Here is a 15,773-nt window from a genome sequence, read left to right on the forward strand (position 1 = left end):
CAAAACTGATTTTATGGCTATCTATGTTTCAAAACAACAGCCGGTTGTCATCGAAAAATTGATTGAGGACTGGCCTGCTTACAAAAAATGGAACTTAGCGTATATAGCAAAGATAGCTGGCGATAAAACTGTGCCGCTGTATGATGATCGCCCGATTAGTTCTGAGCTTAAGTTTAATGAGCCTCATGCTCAGATGAAAATGCGAGACTATATTGAGTTGTTGAAGGAGAAGCCAACGAACTACCGCATATTTTTATATAACCTGTTAAAGGAGACTCCGCCGCTACAACAGGACTATTCTTATCCGAAAGTGGGATTAAAATTCTTAAAAAAATTTCCCTTTTTGTTTTTTGGAGGACAAGGTTCAAAAGTTTTTATGCATTATGATATTGATTATGCAAACATCTTGCATTTTCATTTTCATGGAGAAAAACAGTGTATACTTTTTCCTCCTTCTGAAACTAAATATTTGTATAAAGTACCGCATGCGCTGATTTCACATCAACAGATTGATTATACAAATCCTGATTTTGATCGTTGGCCAGCTCTTAAGCATGCTAAGGGTTTTGTTACTAATTTAAAGCATGGTGAAACCTTGTATATGCCTGAGGGGTATTGGCATCAAATGACCTATTTGACTCCTGGGTTTTCCATGAGTATTCGTGCATTGCCATTTAATTGGATACACTTAACACGAGGTTTTTATAACTTTTTTATCATGCGACATCTTGACAATTTTATGCGCAAGAAAAAAGGACAGCGATGGATTAATTATAAGAATGAAGAAGCTATTAAGCGAACTAATAAACGCAACCGGATTAAGGGTTGAGTTCTTTTACTTTTTCAAAAATCAAATTAGATTCCCAGCCACGATATTGCAAATAAGCGATCAATTTCTTTCTGCGTTTATGCACATTTGTTTCTGATATCAAGGAGTTCTTCTTTTCTGCCAACTGATGAAAAGTGCTGAGATATTCTTCGATATCAATCTCATTCAGAGCGCTCTTAATTAAAAAAGCAGAGATATTTCTCTGTTTTAGCTCTTGCGTAATTCGTTGTTTCCCCCATTTTTTGATGGAGTGTTTGCCTCTGGCAAAACTTTTGGCAAAACGTTCTTCATTGAGGAAATTATGTTCGATAAGGTGAAGAATGATTTTCTCTTTTGCCTCAGGAATTAATTTCATGCTGTACAATTTGTCTTCAACTTCCTTGTGACATCGATCTTGATACGCACAATAATGTTCCATTTTGCGCAATGCTTCGGTAAGTGTGACGGATTGTTGAGGTTTGTAATGCATAGATCAAAGATAGGAAACTATACTTTTTAAAAAATAAATTTCAATTTCACTTGAGAAAAAAGTGTCAACAAAAAAGCCCGATTTAATTTAATAAATCGGGCTTTGAGTTTTATCCTATCACATTACCATCTTTGTCATGGAAATGATATTCTAAATATGTGTAAGCATCTCTAGGTATAATCTTTACCCATCGTTTATGGTCTAAAAACCATTTTGATCGGGTAGATGGAAAACCTTTTGTTAAAAAAGCAGCGATAAAAGGATGCGCACTAAGCGTTATCTTTTTCTTATCTTTTTTAATAATTCTTTCTAAATCCACCTTAATTTTGTCTAACAAAACTATTGGCGCCTCAATTTCGCCGTTTCCTCCGTTAGGATTATCCTCACGGGTTTTGATATTCATCTCTGGTCTAACACGTTGTCTTGTGATTTGAATAAGACCAAATTTACTAGGTGGTAAAATTTTATGTTTTGCTCTATCATCTTTCATCTCTTCGCGAAGATGATTAAAAAGCGTTCTGCGATTATCCGCATTGTTCATGTCTATAAAGTCAACTACAATAATACCGCCCATATCTCTTAGGCGTAGTTGTCTTGCAACTTCAGTAGCACTAATGAGATTTACTTCAAGAGCTGTGTCTTCTTGATTTTTTGCTTTATTAGAACGATTTCCGCTATTTACGTCAATAACATGCATGGCTTCAGTATGTTCAATAACCAAGTAAGCTCCTTTGCTCATGGATACTGTTTGTCCGAAGCTTGTTTTTATTTGCCTTTCAATACCGTATTTTTCATAAATAGGGGTATTGGATTGATGTAATTTAACGATAGATTCTTTTTTTGGTGCAATTTCGTGCACATAATCTTTGATCTGATTGTAGAGTACTTCATCATCCACGCATATTGAAGTAAATGAATCATTAAATACATCTCTCAAAATTGAGGATGCTCTATTCATTTCTCCAAGTACTTTGGTAGGATGCGGAGCTCTATGTAACTTTTTGGACATGGTCTCCCAGCGTTCAATCAGATTTTGTAAATCTTTGTCTAGTTCTGCGACTTTTTTACCTTCGGCTACCGTACGAACAATAATCCCAAAACCTTTGGGCTTAATGCTTTTTACGAGTCGTTTAAGACGTTCTTTTTCTTTTGAGGATTCAATTTTCTGAGAAATTGACACTCGATTAGAAAAAGGAACTAACACTATGTATCTACCGGCAATTGATAGCTCTGAGCTTATCCTTGGGCCTTTTGTAGAAATAGGTTCTTTTACGATCTGTACTAATAGCGATTGATTTGATTTGAGAACATCGGTGATAACACCGTTTTTATCAATATCATTGTCTATAGGAAAATCTTTTAAAGAATAATCCTTTAGTTTACCTGTGCTTACACGTTTGATAAATTTCAATAAAGTCGATACTTGAGGTCCTAGGTCATGATAGTGCAAGAATGCATCTTTCTCATACCCCACATTAACAAATGCGGCGTTTAAACCAGGAACAGCTTTTCGTATTTTGGCAATAAATATATCACCAACTGCAAAATTGCTGTCATCTTCTTCTTTGTGAAATTCAACAAGTTTTCCATCTTTTAATAAGGCAAAATCTGTAGATGAACCAGATCTAATGATCAATTCTTTGTTCACTCTGATAAGATTTTTATCCACCTCGAATGTATCGAGACAGATGGATTAAACAAAATTTTCACAGGAATTTCTAAATTCCATTAAAATAAAGAGGCTGTAAGGTAGTCAAACAATCACTTTATTTTGATTTCAATGAACTGCTAAAAAGAAAAAGTAGTTAGAAACTACTTTTTCTTGTGTCGGTTAGCTCTTCTTCTCTTTTTACGCTTGTGCGTAGCTACCTTATGTCTTTTACGTTTTTTACCACTTGGCATAGTGTATAATATTTATTGATTATTAATTACTTAACTTCTACATTAGTTTTTACACCTTCGACAAACACTTTTGCCGGTTTGAATGCTGGTATATTGTGTGCCGGAATTTTGATTGTAGTATTCTTAGAAATATTACGACCGGTTTTTTCAGCTCTGGTTTTGATAATAAAACTTCCGAATCCTCTTAAGTATACATTATCTCCACTTTCCAAAGAGCTTTTTACTTCTTCCATAAATGTTTCAACAGTTGCCTGTACATCACCTTTTTCAATTCCTAGCTTCTCTGAAATTTTTGCTACGATATCTGCTTTAGTCATTATTATACCTATTTAGGGGTTTTTTAAATTTTCAAGGGGGCAAATATAAGAATTTAAATTCCAAAAAATCAATACTTAAGATTAAATTATCGCCTTTAAAGAATTAATTTAGCAAATTGTAAATAACAAGAATGAAATTCTCTAAAAAACTAATAATCTGGTACTTAGAACATCAGCGGAATATGCCTTGGAGACAAACAAAGGATCCGTATAGCATTTGGTTGAGTGAAATAATACTACAACAGACACGAGTAAGTCAGGGTTTACCGTATTATTTGGCATTTAAAACCGCGTTTCCCACTGTTTTTGAGTTAGCTGCTGCCACAGAAGAAGAGGTGCTCAAATTGTGGCAAGGACTTGGATATTATTCTAGGGCAAGAAATCTGCACTATACTGCACAATACATTGTCAGAGAACTTAATGGAGTATTTCCTAAGACTTACGACCAATTACTTAAACTTAAAGGTGTTGGTGATTATACTGCCAGTGCCATTGCTTCTATTTGTTATAATGAAGTTGTTCCAGTGATAGATGGGAATGTATACCGAGTTTTGTCTAGAGTATTTGGGTTAGATACTCCTATTAATAGTTCCCCGGCGTTAAAAGAATATAAAAGTTTGGCATCACAGCTAATTGATGTATCTCGGCCAGCCACTTTTAATCAGGCTATGATGGAGTTTGGAGCGATACAATGCAAGCCACAAAGCCCCGACTGTACCATTTGTCCTTTTGCTGACAGATGCTTTGCATTACAACACGCTAAGGTTTCAGAATTACCGGTAAAACTTAAGAAAACAAAAATTAAAAAGCGATACTTTAATTATTTTGTCGTTAGATTACCGGATAATACACTTTTAATACAACAGCGCAAAAATGTCGGAATCTGGGAGGGTCTTTACGAATTTCCTTTAATAGAATCAAACAAACTCATGGAGCCTGAAGCATTAGAGAAAGAAGAAGCGTTTTCTCATTTAGTGAGAAACAAATCTTTTTCACTAACCAGATATAAAGAGGCGCCTATTGTTCATAAGTTATCGCATCAACATCTGTATACTAGATTTTATGTGTTAGACATCTGTGAAGCACCTAATTTAAAGGTGGATCAGTCCTTGATTCCTGTTGCAACTATTCGGGATTATCCGGTCCCTGTTCTAATTGGTAATTTTATAGAATCGTTTTTTTAGGTATTACGCTTTTTTAGTACATTTACTATTGCTAATATTGAACCTTAGTTATATTGATAACTATCTAAAGCTATATTTTTTTAGTTTTAGTGAATAATACCTAGTATACCTAGGAGCTAAAACATAATTATGTCTGGAACACTTAATAAGGTAATGCTGATCGGTCACACCGGAGATGAAGTTAAAATGCACTATTTTGAAGGAGGTAACTGTGTTGGCAGGTTTCCGTTAGCTACCAATGATTCTTATGTAAATAAGGCTACCGGAGAGCGTGTTAATACTACCGAATGGCATAATATTGTTGTTCGCAATAAAGCTGCAGAAATCTGTGAAAAATACCTGGCAAAGGGAGATAAAGTCTACATAGAAGGGAGATTAAAAACACGCAAATGGCAAGATGAACAAGGAAAAGACAGGTATAGTACAGAAATACAATGTACTGAGTTTACTTTTTTAACCCCTAAGGCGGATAGTCCGGGAGTTTCTGGTGAACAAAAACCGAACCCTACCAATAGTTCTGTTGACACAGGCAATGCTCAAAAAACGGAACCTCAGATCGGAACAGAAGACGATGACCTTCCGTTCTAAATGTTTAATTAAACCCCAATACTTTGGACCCTGATCCTGAAGCCTTATTTATACCGTTCTTATTTATTGATGCGTGGCAAACGATCAATATTCTTATATTATTAATTCTGCTGGTTTTTTCAGCACTTATTAGCGGGAGTGAGGTAGCGCTATTTTCACTCACACCATCTGATCTTAGAGAAGAAGAAAAAGTTCCAGAGAAAGATTTAAAAATTCTCCTTCGCTTACTGAGCAAACCAAAAAAATTGCTTGCTACGATCCTTGTAGCAAACAACTTTATAAATATTGCTATTGTACTGCTCTTTGATAGCTTAGGCGAAATTTATCTTAAGGATATAGATTACTTACTTTTTGACTATGTGAACCTTCGATTTTTGATAGAGGTTGTGGTAGTTACCTTTATGATTTTGCTATTTGGTGAGATTCTACCTAAGATCTATGCGAGCAGAAATAAAATAAAGTTCTCCCGAGTCATGGCTAGGCCACTGCGAGTGTTGGATTGGTTATTGTCACCTCTAAGTTCTCCAATGCGACAAATAACCATTGGAATACATGAACGATTGGGAAAACAAAAATCCAATCTGAGTGTTGATCAATTATCACAGGCTCTTGAACTTACATCAGATACGGACACCACTTCAGAAGAAAAGAAAATTCTGGAGGGTATTGTGAATTTCGGGAACACGGATACTAAGCAGGTAATGAGACCCCGCATGGATGTATTCGCACTAAATCAAGCAGCCGAATTTGAAGAGATCATTCCTGAAATCATAAAAAATGGGTATTCACGTATTCCTATCTATAATGAAAGTATCGATCAGGTTACTGGTATTTTATATGTGAAAGATTTGTTACCTTATATTAATGAAAAGAAATTTGATTGGAATACCTTATTGCGAGAACCCTATTTTGTTCCAGAAAATAAAAAGTTGGACGACTTGCTAAATGATTTCAAAAATAAAAAAAATCATTTGGCGATAGTTGTGGATGAATATGGAGGAACCAGTGGTTTGATTTCATTAGAAGATATAATAGAAGAGATTGTAGGTGATATCAGTGACGAATTTGATGACGAAGATCTTGTGTTCTCCAAATTGGATGATAAAAATTATGTATTTGAGGGTAGAACAGCCTTAAAGGATTTCTATAAAGTTTTGAAATTAGATGATTCCTCGGTGTTTGAATCCCGTAAAGGTGACGCTGAAACCATAGCTGGATTTTTACTTGAAATTTCAGGAAATTTTCCTGAAAAAAATGAAATACTCACGGTCGAAAATTATGATTTTATAATTGAATCGCTGGATAATAAAAGAATCAAACAAGTCAAGCTGACAATAAATGATGCGAGAAATGATGAAGCTGAATAATGCAATCTTATTTTTAGTAGGAATTTTATGTATGTCATGCGGAGGAGAAACATTTCCTAAGCCAAAAGCTATGTTACGTCTGCAATATCCAGAACCGATATATGTTCAGGCGGATACACCCTGTTTTTATATCTTTGAAATTAACGAATTGGCCAAGCTAAAACCAGTTAATAAGCATAACAAATGTTGGTACAACCTTGAGTATCCCCAATTACATGCCAAAGTATATGTTTCATATTATCCCATTAAAAATAATTTAGACTCGTTGCTAAGAGATGCGCAAAACCTTACCCAGGAGCATGTTGTAAAAGCAGATGGGATAGCACAAAAGCCCTACGTAAATGATAAACAAAAAGTCTACGGGATGTTTTATGAGGTTACCGGTAATGCGGCTTCACAAGCTCAATTTTATGTTACCGATAGTGTGAATCATTTTATAACGGGATCAGCATATTTTGATGTCCGGCCTAATTATGATTCTATTCTCCCTGCAGCGAATTATTTGCAAAATGACATTCAACATCTCATGGAGTCCATCAAGTGGAAAACTAAAGATTGATTTTTTTTAAGTAATTATGTCCAATTTGATATTAATTTAATCACTTTTGCAACTGAAAATTTTCGGTATGCAAAATACTTCATCAAAATGGCTTTATTTGGCAGTGCTTTCTCTTGTTTGGGGAAGCTCTTTTATTTTAATCAAAAAATCTCTACTTGGACTTTCTCCTTTGCAACTGGGTGCCTTAAGAACGCTTTTTGCTGCAGTTTTTCTTTTTTTAATAGGTTTTAAGAGTATAAAAACTATTAAAAAAGAGGAATGGAAATGGGTAGCAATTTCAGCGTTTGCCGGTACTTTTATTCCGGCATTTTTGTTTGCTTATGCCGAGACCGAAATAGACAGTGCTATTGCTTCAATTCTTAATTCTACTACACCCCTGGTTACTCTTGTTTTGGGAATAGTTGTTTTCTCAATCGGATCTAACAGAAATCAAATTATCGGAGTGATAGTTGGTTTTTTAGGTTGCTTAGCTTTGATATGGGAAGGCGCCGTAGTAAATCCGAATCAAAATTACTGGTATGCGTTATTAGTCATATGCGCTTCTTTCTGTTATGCTGCTAATGTCAATATTATCAAACGTTACATGCAAAATATATCGCCCATGGCAATCGCTAATGGGAACTTCATAATTTTAGTCATCCCTTCCCTGATAGTGCTTTATTTTTCAGGATTTTTCGATAGTGCTGTAATTCAACAAGAAAAAGTGCAGATCAGTTTGATGTATGTTGGTGTGTTGGCAGTGGTGGGAACAGGCGTGGCAAAAGTTTTGTTCAATAAATTAGTGCAGATAAGCACTCCTGTATTTGCTACATCGGTTACCTATACGATTCCGATAGTAGCTTTGTTATGGGGTTTGATGGATGGTGAAAAGTTTACTTTTTATCAAGGGATTGCTGCATGCGTAATTATATTTGGCGTGTATCTTTCTAATAAAAGAAAAAAGGTTCGCTCTTAATTGAGCGAACCTTTGATAATTTGTGGCAGTAAGAAAACTATTTAAAGTCTTCGTCTGATACATTTTTGTTTAACTGGATTTCTTTTACTTTAAAATCAATATTTTGTGGACCTAAAGATTGAGAAATTGAGAAAGGAAATTTAATACCTTCAACCTCTTTATAATCATCATAGGTGACTGCGATTTCAATCTTTGTACCTGCTTGATCTCTAATGGTAACATCTTTTACTTTAAGACCTGTTTTAGTATCATAATAGGCGGACTTATTTTCGTTAAGCTTTAGCAGATATGCTGTGCCATTCGTATAAGGAACTGTTTTCTCTAATACCGCATCAGTAACATTTAGTTCTGCAAAAGGATACGATTCTTGTTTAGCCATCGCAATTTGCTCCTCGTTGTATTCAAGTCGTTGTCCTTGATTCATAGCGTATCCCGAGGTGCCGTTAAAAACAACTTTTTGTACAGTCATACCTCCAAAGCTTACCTCAATAGCAGATTTGTTATTGATCGTGGTTTTTGAGGACAAGCCTAAGCTAGCACCATTAAAAGCAGCTTCTGCTGTCATGAAAACAGAATTTATATTTTTAAGCTTGTCTTTTCCTCCCAAAGCTGCAAAGTAACCGTCCAATACAGTTTGTGCAGTTACTCCCTCTGGCGTCTCCGCTGTCAGCTGTGGTTTCTGTGTTTTGTTTCCGTATTTATCAAAATACAAAACAGGAATTTTTTTATCGTCAAAAGTGATGTTTTCTAAATTTGGAAGGACATCACTAGCTTTACCAACGAGAACTATTCTTGCGTTCTGCAAATTAAAATAAGTATTGGCTACACGTTTTATATCCGCTTTGGTAACTGCGTTTATTTTTGAAATAAAATTTCTGTAGAAGTCCTGAGGGAGGTCTTGTGTTTTTATCTCAATGCTGCGGGTTGCTGCAGTTCGATCACTTTCGGATGCAAGAATGAAATCTCCTAAAAATTTAGCTTTTGCATTCTTCAAAATCTCATCATCTACTTCTTCCGTTCGAATTCTTTTTATTTCTTTTAATGTCTCAACCACAGCACTGTCAGTGACAGCATTACGAACTTTGGTCACAGCTCTAAATGCTGATTTATGATATTTGTTGACAGGAAAAATAGATCGTGCTCCGTAGGTGTACCCATTTTTTTCTCTCAAATTCATATTGATATAGCTTCCAAAAGAACCTCCAAGGATGTAATTTGCAATCAAGGCGGCATGATAATCTTTATCTGCCATTTTAAGATTAGTAATATTCATAATAGCAAGTTCTGTTTGTACAGCATTAGGCATATCGATGAAGTTGATTTGTCGATATTGCGCATCAGATACAGACGGAATTCCGAATGAAGGAGCTTTTGCAGCTTTCCAAGTCACAAAGTGTTTATTAACTAAAGCTTCAGCTTGTTCAACCGTAATGTCTCCGCTAATTACCATATACGCATTGGCTGGGACAAAATAATTACGATAATAGGTTTTGACATCATTTAAAGTAATTGAGTTTATGGTCTCTTCGGTTGCATATTCTCCTTTAGGATGATTCTTACCATATGCCAATGCATTGGTAACCCGATTGGCAACAGTTGCGGCGCTATTCTCCCCTGATTTTATGCTCTCGATGATTTTTTTCTTTTCCAGGCTTAATTCTTCCTCTGTAAAATTAGGGTTTAATGCTGCGTCAGAAAAGAGTGTAAAAATTTTATCAGTGTACTTTGATAATGCTTGAGCATAACCGCCGCTAACACCAACATTAAAAAATGCTCCTATAAAATCAACTTCTTCATTAAATTGATCTTTAGGTACGGATAGCGTTCCTTTGCCCATTATTTGAGAAACAATACTGTTGATACCAGCTTTATCACCTTCGGTATGAGGAGGCGAATCTATAGATAAGCTTATAGATACTCGTGGTAATTTGTGATTCTCTACTATTAAAACTGTCAAACCATTTTCCATAATCATTTCATGGGGTTCAGCAAGATTTAAAGTGGGTGCAGGTCCGGATTTTGGCATTTTTGTCCTGTCGATTTGGGCAAAACTGCTCAAAGAGGTACAGGTACATGCTATAAGTAAGATGATATATTTTTTCATTATTGACTCTTTTTAGTTGCTTGATTCTGGTAAATAATCAAGATTAAGACGTTGGTTTTTGTTTAAATAGGCTTTGGCCACACGTTGAATATCCTCACGGGTAATACTACGATATATTTCAATTTCTTTATTTATCAAACTGGTATCGCCATACAAAGTGTGATAACGTGCCAAGGAATTAGCTATGCCTTGTATGCTGGAATTGGCATTAACAAAATCGTTTTCAAATTGATTGTTAAGTTTTTGAAATTCTTTTTCGCTAATAAGTTCGTTTTGAAGTTTCGTAATCTCGGCATCCATTTCTTCCTGTAGTTTGTCTAATCCAACCTCTCCAAGCGGGAGGGCGCCCATAATATACGTGCCGTAATCTTCTTGAGCATCAGTAAATGCCAATACTTGTAGTGCTATTTTTTTATCTTCTACCATATTTTTATACATACGAGAACTATTCCCTCCTGTAAGTATTGAAGAAATATAATCTAACACATATGCATCTTTGTCTGTTTGTTTGGGGGTGCGATACACTAAAATTTTAGCAGGCACCTGAATATTAGCATCTTTTTCAACTGCCTTAATTTCTTGAGTGATTGGTGCTTCAAAAACGAGTGATCTTTTAATTTTCTCACCATTGTTTGCAATAGGACCAAAATAATCAGAAATTAAATTAATAGTCTTTTCCAGATTGAAATCACCTGCGATTACCAATGTAGCATTGTTAGGATTGTAAAATTTTTGGTTAAAAGCTTTGAACTCTTCTAGCTTGGCGGCATCAAGATCCTCCATGCTTCCGATCACTGATTGACCGTAAGGGTGCTTTTTAAAGATGTACTTATTGATACCGGTACGATAAATTATTTTACCGTAGGGAGCATTGTCAATTCGTTGTCTCTTTTCTTCTTTTACTACTTCGTTTTGAGTGTCAACTCCTATTTTATTGATAACAGGGTGGAGCATTCTTTCAGATTCCATCCACAATGCAAGCTCAAGGTTGTTCGAAGGTAAGGTTTCATAATAGTACGTTCTGTCCTGCGTAGTGTTTGCATTATTACGTCCGCCATTTGCCGAGACAATATCAAACCACTTACCACGTTCAATGTTTTTAGTGCCTTCAAAAAGTAAATGTTCGAAAAAATGAGCAAAGCCTGTTCTGCCAGGATCTTCATCTTTTGCGCCAACGTGATACATTACTCCAACGGTGACAACGGGTGCAGAATTATCTTGATGTAAAATTACATGCAGTTCATTTTTGAGGTCATACTCCGTAAATTCTACTTCTTGACTGTTGCCTGAAAGCGAAATAAAAAGTCCGCAGGCAAGGGTGTGTAGTATATTTTTCATTGGTTCTAATAATAAGTTTTCTTATAAGTAAAAAAAGATCATAATTCGTTACAGTAAAATAAAGAAACTTATAGCGAAGCCAACCTAAAATTAACAGGTCTTTAAGTAACCATAGGTTTGATAATGTTTATATTAGATTAACAAAATTAATTTATTTTTTATGAAAAGGTCAACACTTCCAATAACCTATGGAATAATTATAGCAGTAGGATTGATAGTTTATTTCATGTTACTCTCGTTATTCGGAGTACAGACTAAGCCGGTTTTTAGCTTAGGCAATGGCGTTATAGTGGCCTTAGGATTGTATACGGTAATGAAACGGTATAAAGCGGAAAAGGGAAGTAATTTTGAGTATCAAAAAGGTTTTATGGCTGGGTTGTTAACAGGTTTTAATGCAACTATAATTTTCACGGTGTTTTTTGCTATTTATGTTACTAATATCAATCCTGATTTTTTGCCTATGATGCTTGATAACTGGAGTAGTCATTATCATGTTGGTGTTGGGATAGTGGTATTTGTAGCTGCAATCATGGGATTTGCGACCACCTTTGTTTTGACACTTTCTTTTATGCAGCTCTTTAAAGATAGTTGGAATGTAAAAAAAAGCCCTAATTCTCCTCCGTTAAAATCATAAAACATTTGTTGTTTAATTAATTAAGAGTATATTTGCACCCGCCTATAAAATAGGTAGTACTATATTTTTAATTATTAAACGTTACGCTATGTACGCAATTGTAGAGATAGCAGGGCAGCAATTTAAAGTTGCAAAAGACCAAAAAGTGTTTGTACATCGTTTACCAGGAGAAGAAGGAGACAAAGTTTCTTTTGACAAAGTTCTTTTGACTGGTGATGGTGATTCAATCAACCTTGGCGCCCCGGCTATAGATGGAGCTCTAGTAGGAGCAAAAATCACTAGGCACCTTAAAGGTGATAAAGTTATTGTTTTCAAAAAGAAAAGACGTAAAGGTTACCGTGTTAAAAACGGTCATCGTCAGGCTTTAACTGAAATCGTAATTGAAAGTATCGATGCATCTAGTGCAAAAAAATCTTCTAAGACAGAAGCTAAAAAAGCAGCACCTAAAGCAGAGGACAAAAAAGAAAGTAATAATTCTGAAGACTTGAGCTCAATGACTGTTGCTCAGTTGAAAGATTTGGCAAAAAGCAAAGGAATCGAAGGTATCTCTTCAATGAAGAAAGCTGATCTGATTGCTGCTTTGCAAAAATAAGTCTAACCATTTTAAAATCTTAAGAAAATGGCTCACAAAAAAGGAGTAGGTAGTTCTAAAAACGGTAGGGAATCGGAATCAAAACGCTTAGGTGTTAAGATATTTGGTGGTCAAGCAGCCGTAGCTGGTAACATCATTGTTAGACAAAGAGGTACAGCACATAGACCAGGTGAAAATGTATATGCAGGTAAAGATCATACCTTGCATGCCAAAGTTGATGGTATGGTACAATTCACTAAGAAAAAAGACAATAAATCATACGTTTCTATAGTTCCTTTTGAGGCATAGATAGTAGGATTAGATTTTATAAAAAACCCTATTTAAGTTTGACTTAAATAGGGTTTTTTATTTATGTCTATCTTAGGAACTCTTAATCTATATCAATTATGAAATATTCTGTAAATATCATTTTACTAAGTAGTTTTTTGTTTTTTCTTTCAAACAGCTCAATAGCTCAAGAGATTCCTAAATATGATTATCTCGAAGTTATTGTTATTCAAAAAGCAAATAATAGTGGTAGAGTCAAGCGCATTAAGGTACAAGAACAAAAATCGCTAGTCGGTAAACAAATAACTATCAAACAACTCGAACAACTGGAAGGTTCTTCTGATTTACTTAATTATATGAATACCGGAAATTGGGAGTTTGTGGACAGACAATCCATAGTTTCTGAAGAGAACGATCCGGTTTGGATGAGTTATATTTTTAGAAAGCGTAAGTAATCGAATAATGATTTAAAAGCAAAACCCTTGCCATGTGGCAAGGGTTTCTTTATTTATCCGTATGCTAAGAGCGAAGCATTATAAACTTCACAAAGCACCATCATTTTCTTACTAGTATCGGTAGTACTCTGGTTTAAAGGGTCCATCTACTGTCACGCCGATATATTCAGCTTGTTCTGGACGTAGTTTTTCTAATTCTACTCCAAGTCTTGATAAGTGTAACTCTGCTACTTTTTCATCAAGATGTTTTGGTAACATATAGACTTCATTCTTGTAATTTTCAGGATGATTCCATAATTCAATCTGAGCAAGTGTTTGGTTTGTAAAGGAGTTACTCATAACAAAACTTGGGTGCCCAGTTGCGCAACCTAAGTTTACTAGACGACCTTCGGCAAGTATAATAATATCTTTACCATTAATAGTATATTTATCAACTTGTGGTTTGATTTCGTCCTTTGTGTCTCCATGATTAGCGTTTAACCAGCCCATATCAATTTCGTTATCAAAATGCCCGATGTTACATACAATCGCTTTGTCCTTTAAGGCTTCAAAGTGTCTTGCTTGTACAATATCTTTATTACCTGTTGTTGTGATAACAATGTCAGCTTTTCCGATAACAGTTTCTAAACGTTTTACTTCAAAACCATCCATAGCAGCCTGTAATGCACAGATTGGATCAATTTCGGTTACAGTTACAATCGATCCGGCACCTCTAAACGACGCAGCAGTTCCCTTTCCTACATCACCATAACCACACACTACAACTCGCTTTCCTGCCAGCATCGTGTCAGTAGCACGTCGAATAGCATCCACGGCACTTTCTCTACAGCCGTATTTGTTGTCGAATTTTGACTTGGTAACAGAGTCATTTACATTGATTGCAGGCATAGGCAACGTTCCGTTCTTCATACGCTCATATAAGCGATGAACTCCGGTTGTAGTTTCTTCAGATAATCCATTGATTCCTTCTGCCAATTCAGGATATTTATCAAGGACCATATTGGTCAGGTCACCTCCATCATCTAAAATCATATTTAGAGGTTCACGATCTTCTCCAAAAAATAATGTTTGTTCTATACACCAGTTAAACTCTTCTTCGTTCATACCTTTCCAAGCATATACCGGTATACCTGCGTCTGCAATAGCTGCTGCTGCTTGATCTTGAGTAGAAAAGATGTTACAAGAACTCCAGGTTACATCAGCTCCCAAAGAAACAAGCGTTTCAATAAGAACAGCTGTTTGTATGGTCATATGTAAACATCCGGCTATACGAGCCCCTTTTAAAGGTTGAGAATCTTTATATTCTTCACGCAAAGACATTAATCCAGGCATCTCAGCTTCAGCCAATTCAATTTCTTTTCTTCCCCAAGCTGCCAGTGAAATATCTTTAACCTTGTAAGGAACGTACGGCAATGTTTTAGTACTCATAAATGTATCTTTTAGTTATACTGCACGTTTATGTTAGTAAATCGTGCTAATTTATTCTAAATTCGTTGTGTCCAAAAAACATATTTTTTATACATTTTTTGGTTTGCAAAGGTACGTAATAACTTTAAAAATCTAAATGCCTCTTTACAAAACTATAACAGTAGACGAGAACACTAATATATTGATTTGGAAGATTGAAGAGTCTTTTGAGTGGTTGAGTGATGGAATTTCGCTAACCGATAATTGCCGACAACGTGTTGATAATATGAAATCTGATCTGCATCGCAGAGGTTTTATGAGTATTAGACATTTACTGGCGATGTTTGGTTATACCGATCATGATTTGTTTTATGATGAATTTGGAAAGCCACATCTTGTTGATGGACGCCATATATCGATTACACATTCATTTATTTTTACAGCGATTATAATCAGCGATAAACCGGTAGGGATAGATATTGAAAAGCAGCGTGATAAGATTGAACGAATTGCTCATAAATTTGTTTCTTCTGAAACCGAATTCGTGGCCAATCATGACCAGAAAGTTCGTGCACTAACCATCATTTGGGGAGCAAAGGAATCTCTATATAAGCTATATGCTACACCTGGTTTGAGTTTTGAGCAGCATATTGACATCGTTCCTTTTGACTTAGGAATGCCATTTACTGCGGGTAGTATTAATTACAAGGAAGAAATTTCTTATTACGACATTAGCTTTATGGAGTTTGAGGATTTTACCTGTGTGTATGCGCAACCTTATGGATAAATGGTTCAATTGCAAATAA

Annotated in this window: 17 protein-coding genes; 11 read left to right on the top strand and 6 right to left on the bottom strand. The window is 35.4% G+C overall.

Features of this window, described 5'->3' with window-relative positions; translation table 11 throughout:
* Positions 1-13: 13 nt before the first annotated feature.
* Positions 14-829, top strand: a complete 816-nt coding sequence (locus tag BD809_RS01225) for a cupin-like domain-containing protein (protein ID WP_148781127.1) — start codon at positions 14-16, stop codon at positions 827-829.
* Here the strand turns inward: BD809_RS01225 and BD809_RS01230 are convergent.
* The 3 genes from BD809_RS01230 to BD809_RS01240 form a co-directional block, all read right to left on the bottom strand.
* Entirely contained in the window at positions 819-1,298 is a 480-nt protein-coding gene (locus tag BD809_RS01230; RefSeq protein ID WP_148781128.1) for a regulatory protein RecX, read from the bottom strand. The genes BD809_RS01225 and BD809_RS01230 overlap by 11 nt on opposite strands.
* Positions 1,299-1,407: 109 nt before the next feature.
* Entirely contained in the window at positions 1,408-2,946 is a 1,539-nt protein-coding gene (locus BD809_RS01235; protein ID WP_148781129.1) for an Rne/Rng family ribonuclease, read from the bottom strand.
* A 280-nt stretch (positions 2,947-3,226) separates the two neighbouring features.
* Complete coding sequence (locus BD809_RS01240) at positions 3,227-3,517, bottom strand: HU family DNA-binding protein (RefSeq protein ID WP_024768281.1); 291 nt, start codon at positions 3,515-3,517, stop codon at positions 3,227-3,229.
* Positions 3,518-3,648: 131 nt separating this feature from the next.
* Here BD809_RS01240 and mutY point away from each other — a divergent pair, with 131 nt between their 5' ends.
* From mutY to BD809_RS01265, 5 genes are all read left to right on the top strand, one after another.
* Positions 3,649-4,701: an A/G-specific adenine glycosylase gene (gene mutY / locus BD809_RS01245; protein ID WP_148781130.1), complete on the top strand. Its 1,053-nt coding sequence runs from the start codon at positions 3,649-3,651 to the stop codon at positions 4,699-4,701.
* 129 nt (positions 4,702-4,830) lie between these two features.
* Entirely contained in the window at positions 4,831-5,289 is a 459-nt protein-coding gene (locus BD809_RS01250; protein ID WP_148781131.1) for a single-stranded DNA-binding protein, read from the top strand.
* Between the two features lie 23 nt (positions 5,290-5,312).
* A complete protein-coding gene (locus tag BD809_RS01255) occupies positions 5,313-6,656 on the top strand; it encodes a gliding motility-associated protein GldE (RefSeq protein WP_148781132.1) in 1,344 nt (447 codons plus the stop codon).
* A complete protein-coding gene (gldD, locus tag BD809_RS01260) occupies positions 6,640-7,215 on the top strand; it encodes a gliding motility lipoprotein GldD (RefSeq protein WP_317130838.1) in 576 nt (191 codons plus the stop codon). Before BD809_RS01255 ends, gldD begins: the two co-directional genes overlap by 17 nt.
* A gap of 67 nt (positions 7,216-7,282) precedes the next feature.
* A complete protein-coding gene (locus tag BD809_RS01265) occupies positions 7,283-8,170 on the top strand; it encodes a DMT family transporter (RefSeq protein WP_148781133.1) in 888 nt (295 codons plus the stop codon).
* A gap of 37 nt (positions 8,171-8,207) precedes the next feature.
* Here the strand turns inward: BD809_RS01265 and BD809_RS01270 are convergent, their stop codons facing one another.
* On the bottom strand, positions 8,208-10,274 hold the full coding sequence (locus BD809_RS01270) for an insulinase family protein (RefSeq protein ID WP_148781134.1): 2,067 nt from the start codon (positions 10,272-10,274) through the stop codon (positions 8,208-8,210).
* Between the two features lie 12 nt (positions 10,275-10,286).
* Complete coding sequence (locus tag BD809_RS01275; protein WP_148781135.1) at positions 10,287-11,612, bottom strand: M16 family metallopeptidase; 1,326 nt, start codon at positions 11,610-11,612, stop codon at positions 10,287-10,289.
* A gap of 160 nt (positions 11,613-11,772) precedes the next feature.
* Between BD809_RS01275 and BD809_RS01280 the strand changes: the two genes are divergently transcribed.
* From BD809_RS01280 to BD809_RS01295, 4 genes are all read left to right on the top strand, one after another.
* Positions 11,773-12,246 (top strand): DUF4199 domain-containing protein, encoded by a 474-nt coding sequence (locus BD809_RS01280; RefSeq protein WP_148781136.1) that lies wholly within the window; start codon positions 11,773-11,775, stop codon positions 12,244-12,246.
* A gap of 88 nt (positions 12,247-12,334) precedes the next feature.
* The gene (rplU, locus tag BD809_RS01285) at positions 12,335-12,838 is read left to right on the top strand and encodes a 50S ribosomal protein L21 (protein WP_148781137.1); all 504 of its coding nucleotides are present in this window, start codon (positions 12,335-12,337) and stop codon (positions 12,836-12,838) included.
* A 27-nt stretch (positions 12,839-12,865) separates the two neighbouring features.
* Entirely contained in the window at positions 12,866-13,126 is a 261-nt protein-coding gene (rpmA, locus tag BD809_RS01290) for a 50S ribosomal protein L27 (RefSeq protein WP_148781138.1), read from the top strand.
* A gap of 98 nt (positions 13,127-13,224) precedes the next feature.
* Positions 13,225-13,560, top strand: coding sequence for a hypothetical protein (locus tag BD809_RS01295; RefSeq protein WP_148781139.1), 336 nt, complete (start codon positions 13,225-13,227; stop codon positions 13,558-13,560).
* A 111-nt stretch (positions 13,561-13,671) separates the two neighbouring features.
* On the opposite strand, the gene ahcY is transcribed toward BD809_RS01295, so the two are convergent.
* Positions 13,672-14,988, bottom strand: coding sequence for an adenosylhomocysteinase (gene ahcY / locus BD809_RS01300; protein WP_148781140.1), 1,317 nt, complete (start codon positions 14,986-14,988; stop codon positions 13,672-13,674).
* A 136-nt stretch (positions 14,989-15,124) separates the two neighbouring features.
* Here ahcY and BD809_RS01305 point away from each other — a divergent pair, with 136 nt between their 5' ends.
* Complete coding sequence (locus tag BD809_RS01305; protein ID WP_148781141.1) at positions 15,125-15,754, top strand: 4'-phosphopantetheinyl transferase family protein; 630 nt, start codon at positions 15,125-15,127, stop codon at positions 15,752-15,754.
* Positions 15,755-15,773: the final 19 nt, after the last annotated feature.

The organism is Aquimarina intermedia (assembly GCF_008124785.1).
Taxonomy (GTDB): Bacteria; Bacteroidota; Bacteroidia; order Flavobacteriales; family Flavobacteriaceae; genus Aquimarina; species Aquimarina intermedia.

Coding starts and splice junctions, on each gene's coding strand:
- BD809_RS01225 (WP_148781127.1), top strand. CDS start 14: ATGGCTATCTATGTTTCAAAACAACAGCCGGTTGTCATCGAAAAATTG.
- BD809_RS01230 (WP_148781128.1), bottom strand. CDS start 1,298: ATGCATTACAAACCTCAACAATCCGTCACACTTACCGAAGCATTGCGC.
- BD809_RS01240 (WP_024768281.1), bottom strand. CDS start 3,517: ATGACTAAAGCAGATATCGTAGCAAAAATTTCAGAGAAGCTAGGAATT.
- mutY (WP_148781130.1), top strand. CDS start 3,649: ATGAAATTCTCTAAAAAACTAATAATCTGGTACTTAGAACATCAGCGG.
- BD809_RS01250 (WP_148781131.1), top strand. CDS start 4,831: ATGTCTGGAACACTTAATAAGGTAATGCTGATCGGTCACACCGGAGAT.
- gldD (WP_317130838.1), top strand. CDS start 6,640: ATGATGAAGCTGAATAATGCAATCTTATTTTTAGTAGGAATTTTATGT.
- BD809_RS01265 (WP_148781133.1), top strand. CDS start 7,283: ATGCAAAATACTTCATCAAAATGGCTTTATTTGGCAGTGCTTTCTCTT.
- BD809_RS01270 (WP_148781134.1), bottom strand. CDS start 10,274: ATGAAAAAATATATCATCTTACTTATAGCATGTACCTGTACCTCTTTG.
- BD809_RS01275 (WP_148781135.1), bottom strand. CDS start 11,612: ATGAAAAATATACTACACACCCTTGCCTGCGGACTTTTTATTTCGCTT.
- BD809_RS01280 (WP_148781136.1), top strand. CDS start 11,773: ATGAAAAGGTCAACACTTCCAATAACCTATGGAATAATTATAGCAGTA.
- rplU (WP_148781137.1), top strand. CDS start 12,335: ATGTACGCAATTGTAGAGATAGCAGGGCAGCAATTTAAAGTTGCAAAA.
- rpmA (WP_148781138.1), top strand. CDS start 12,866: ATGGCTCACAAAAAAGGAGTAGGTAGTTCTAAAAACGGTAGGGAATCG.
- BD809_RS01295 (WP_148781139.1), top strand. CDS start 13,225: ATGAAATATTCTGTAAATATCATTTTACTAAGTAGTTTTTTGTTTTTT.
- ahcY (WP_148781140.1), bottom strand. CDS start 14,988: ATGAGTACTAAAACATTGCCGTACGTTCCTTACAAGGTTAAAGATATT.
- BD809_RS01305 (WP_148781141.1), top strand. CDS start 15,125: ATGCCTCTTTACAAAACTATAACAGTAGACGAGAACACTAATATATTG.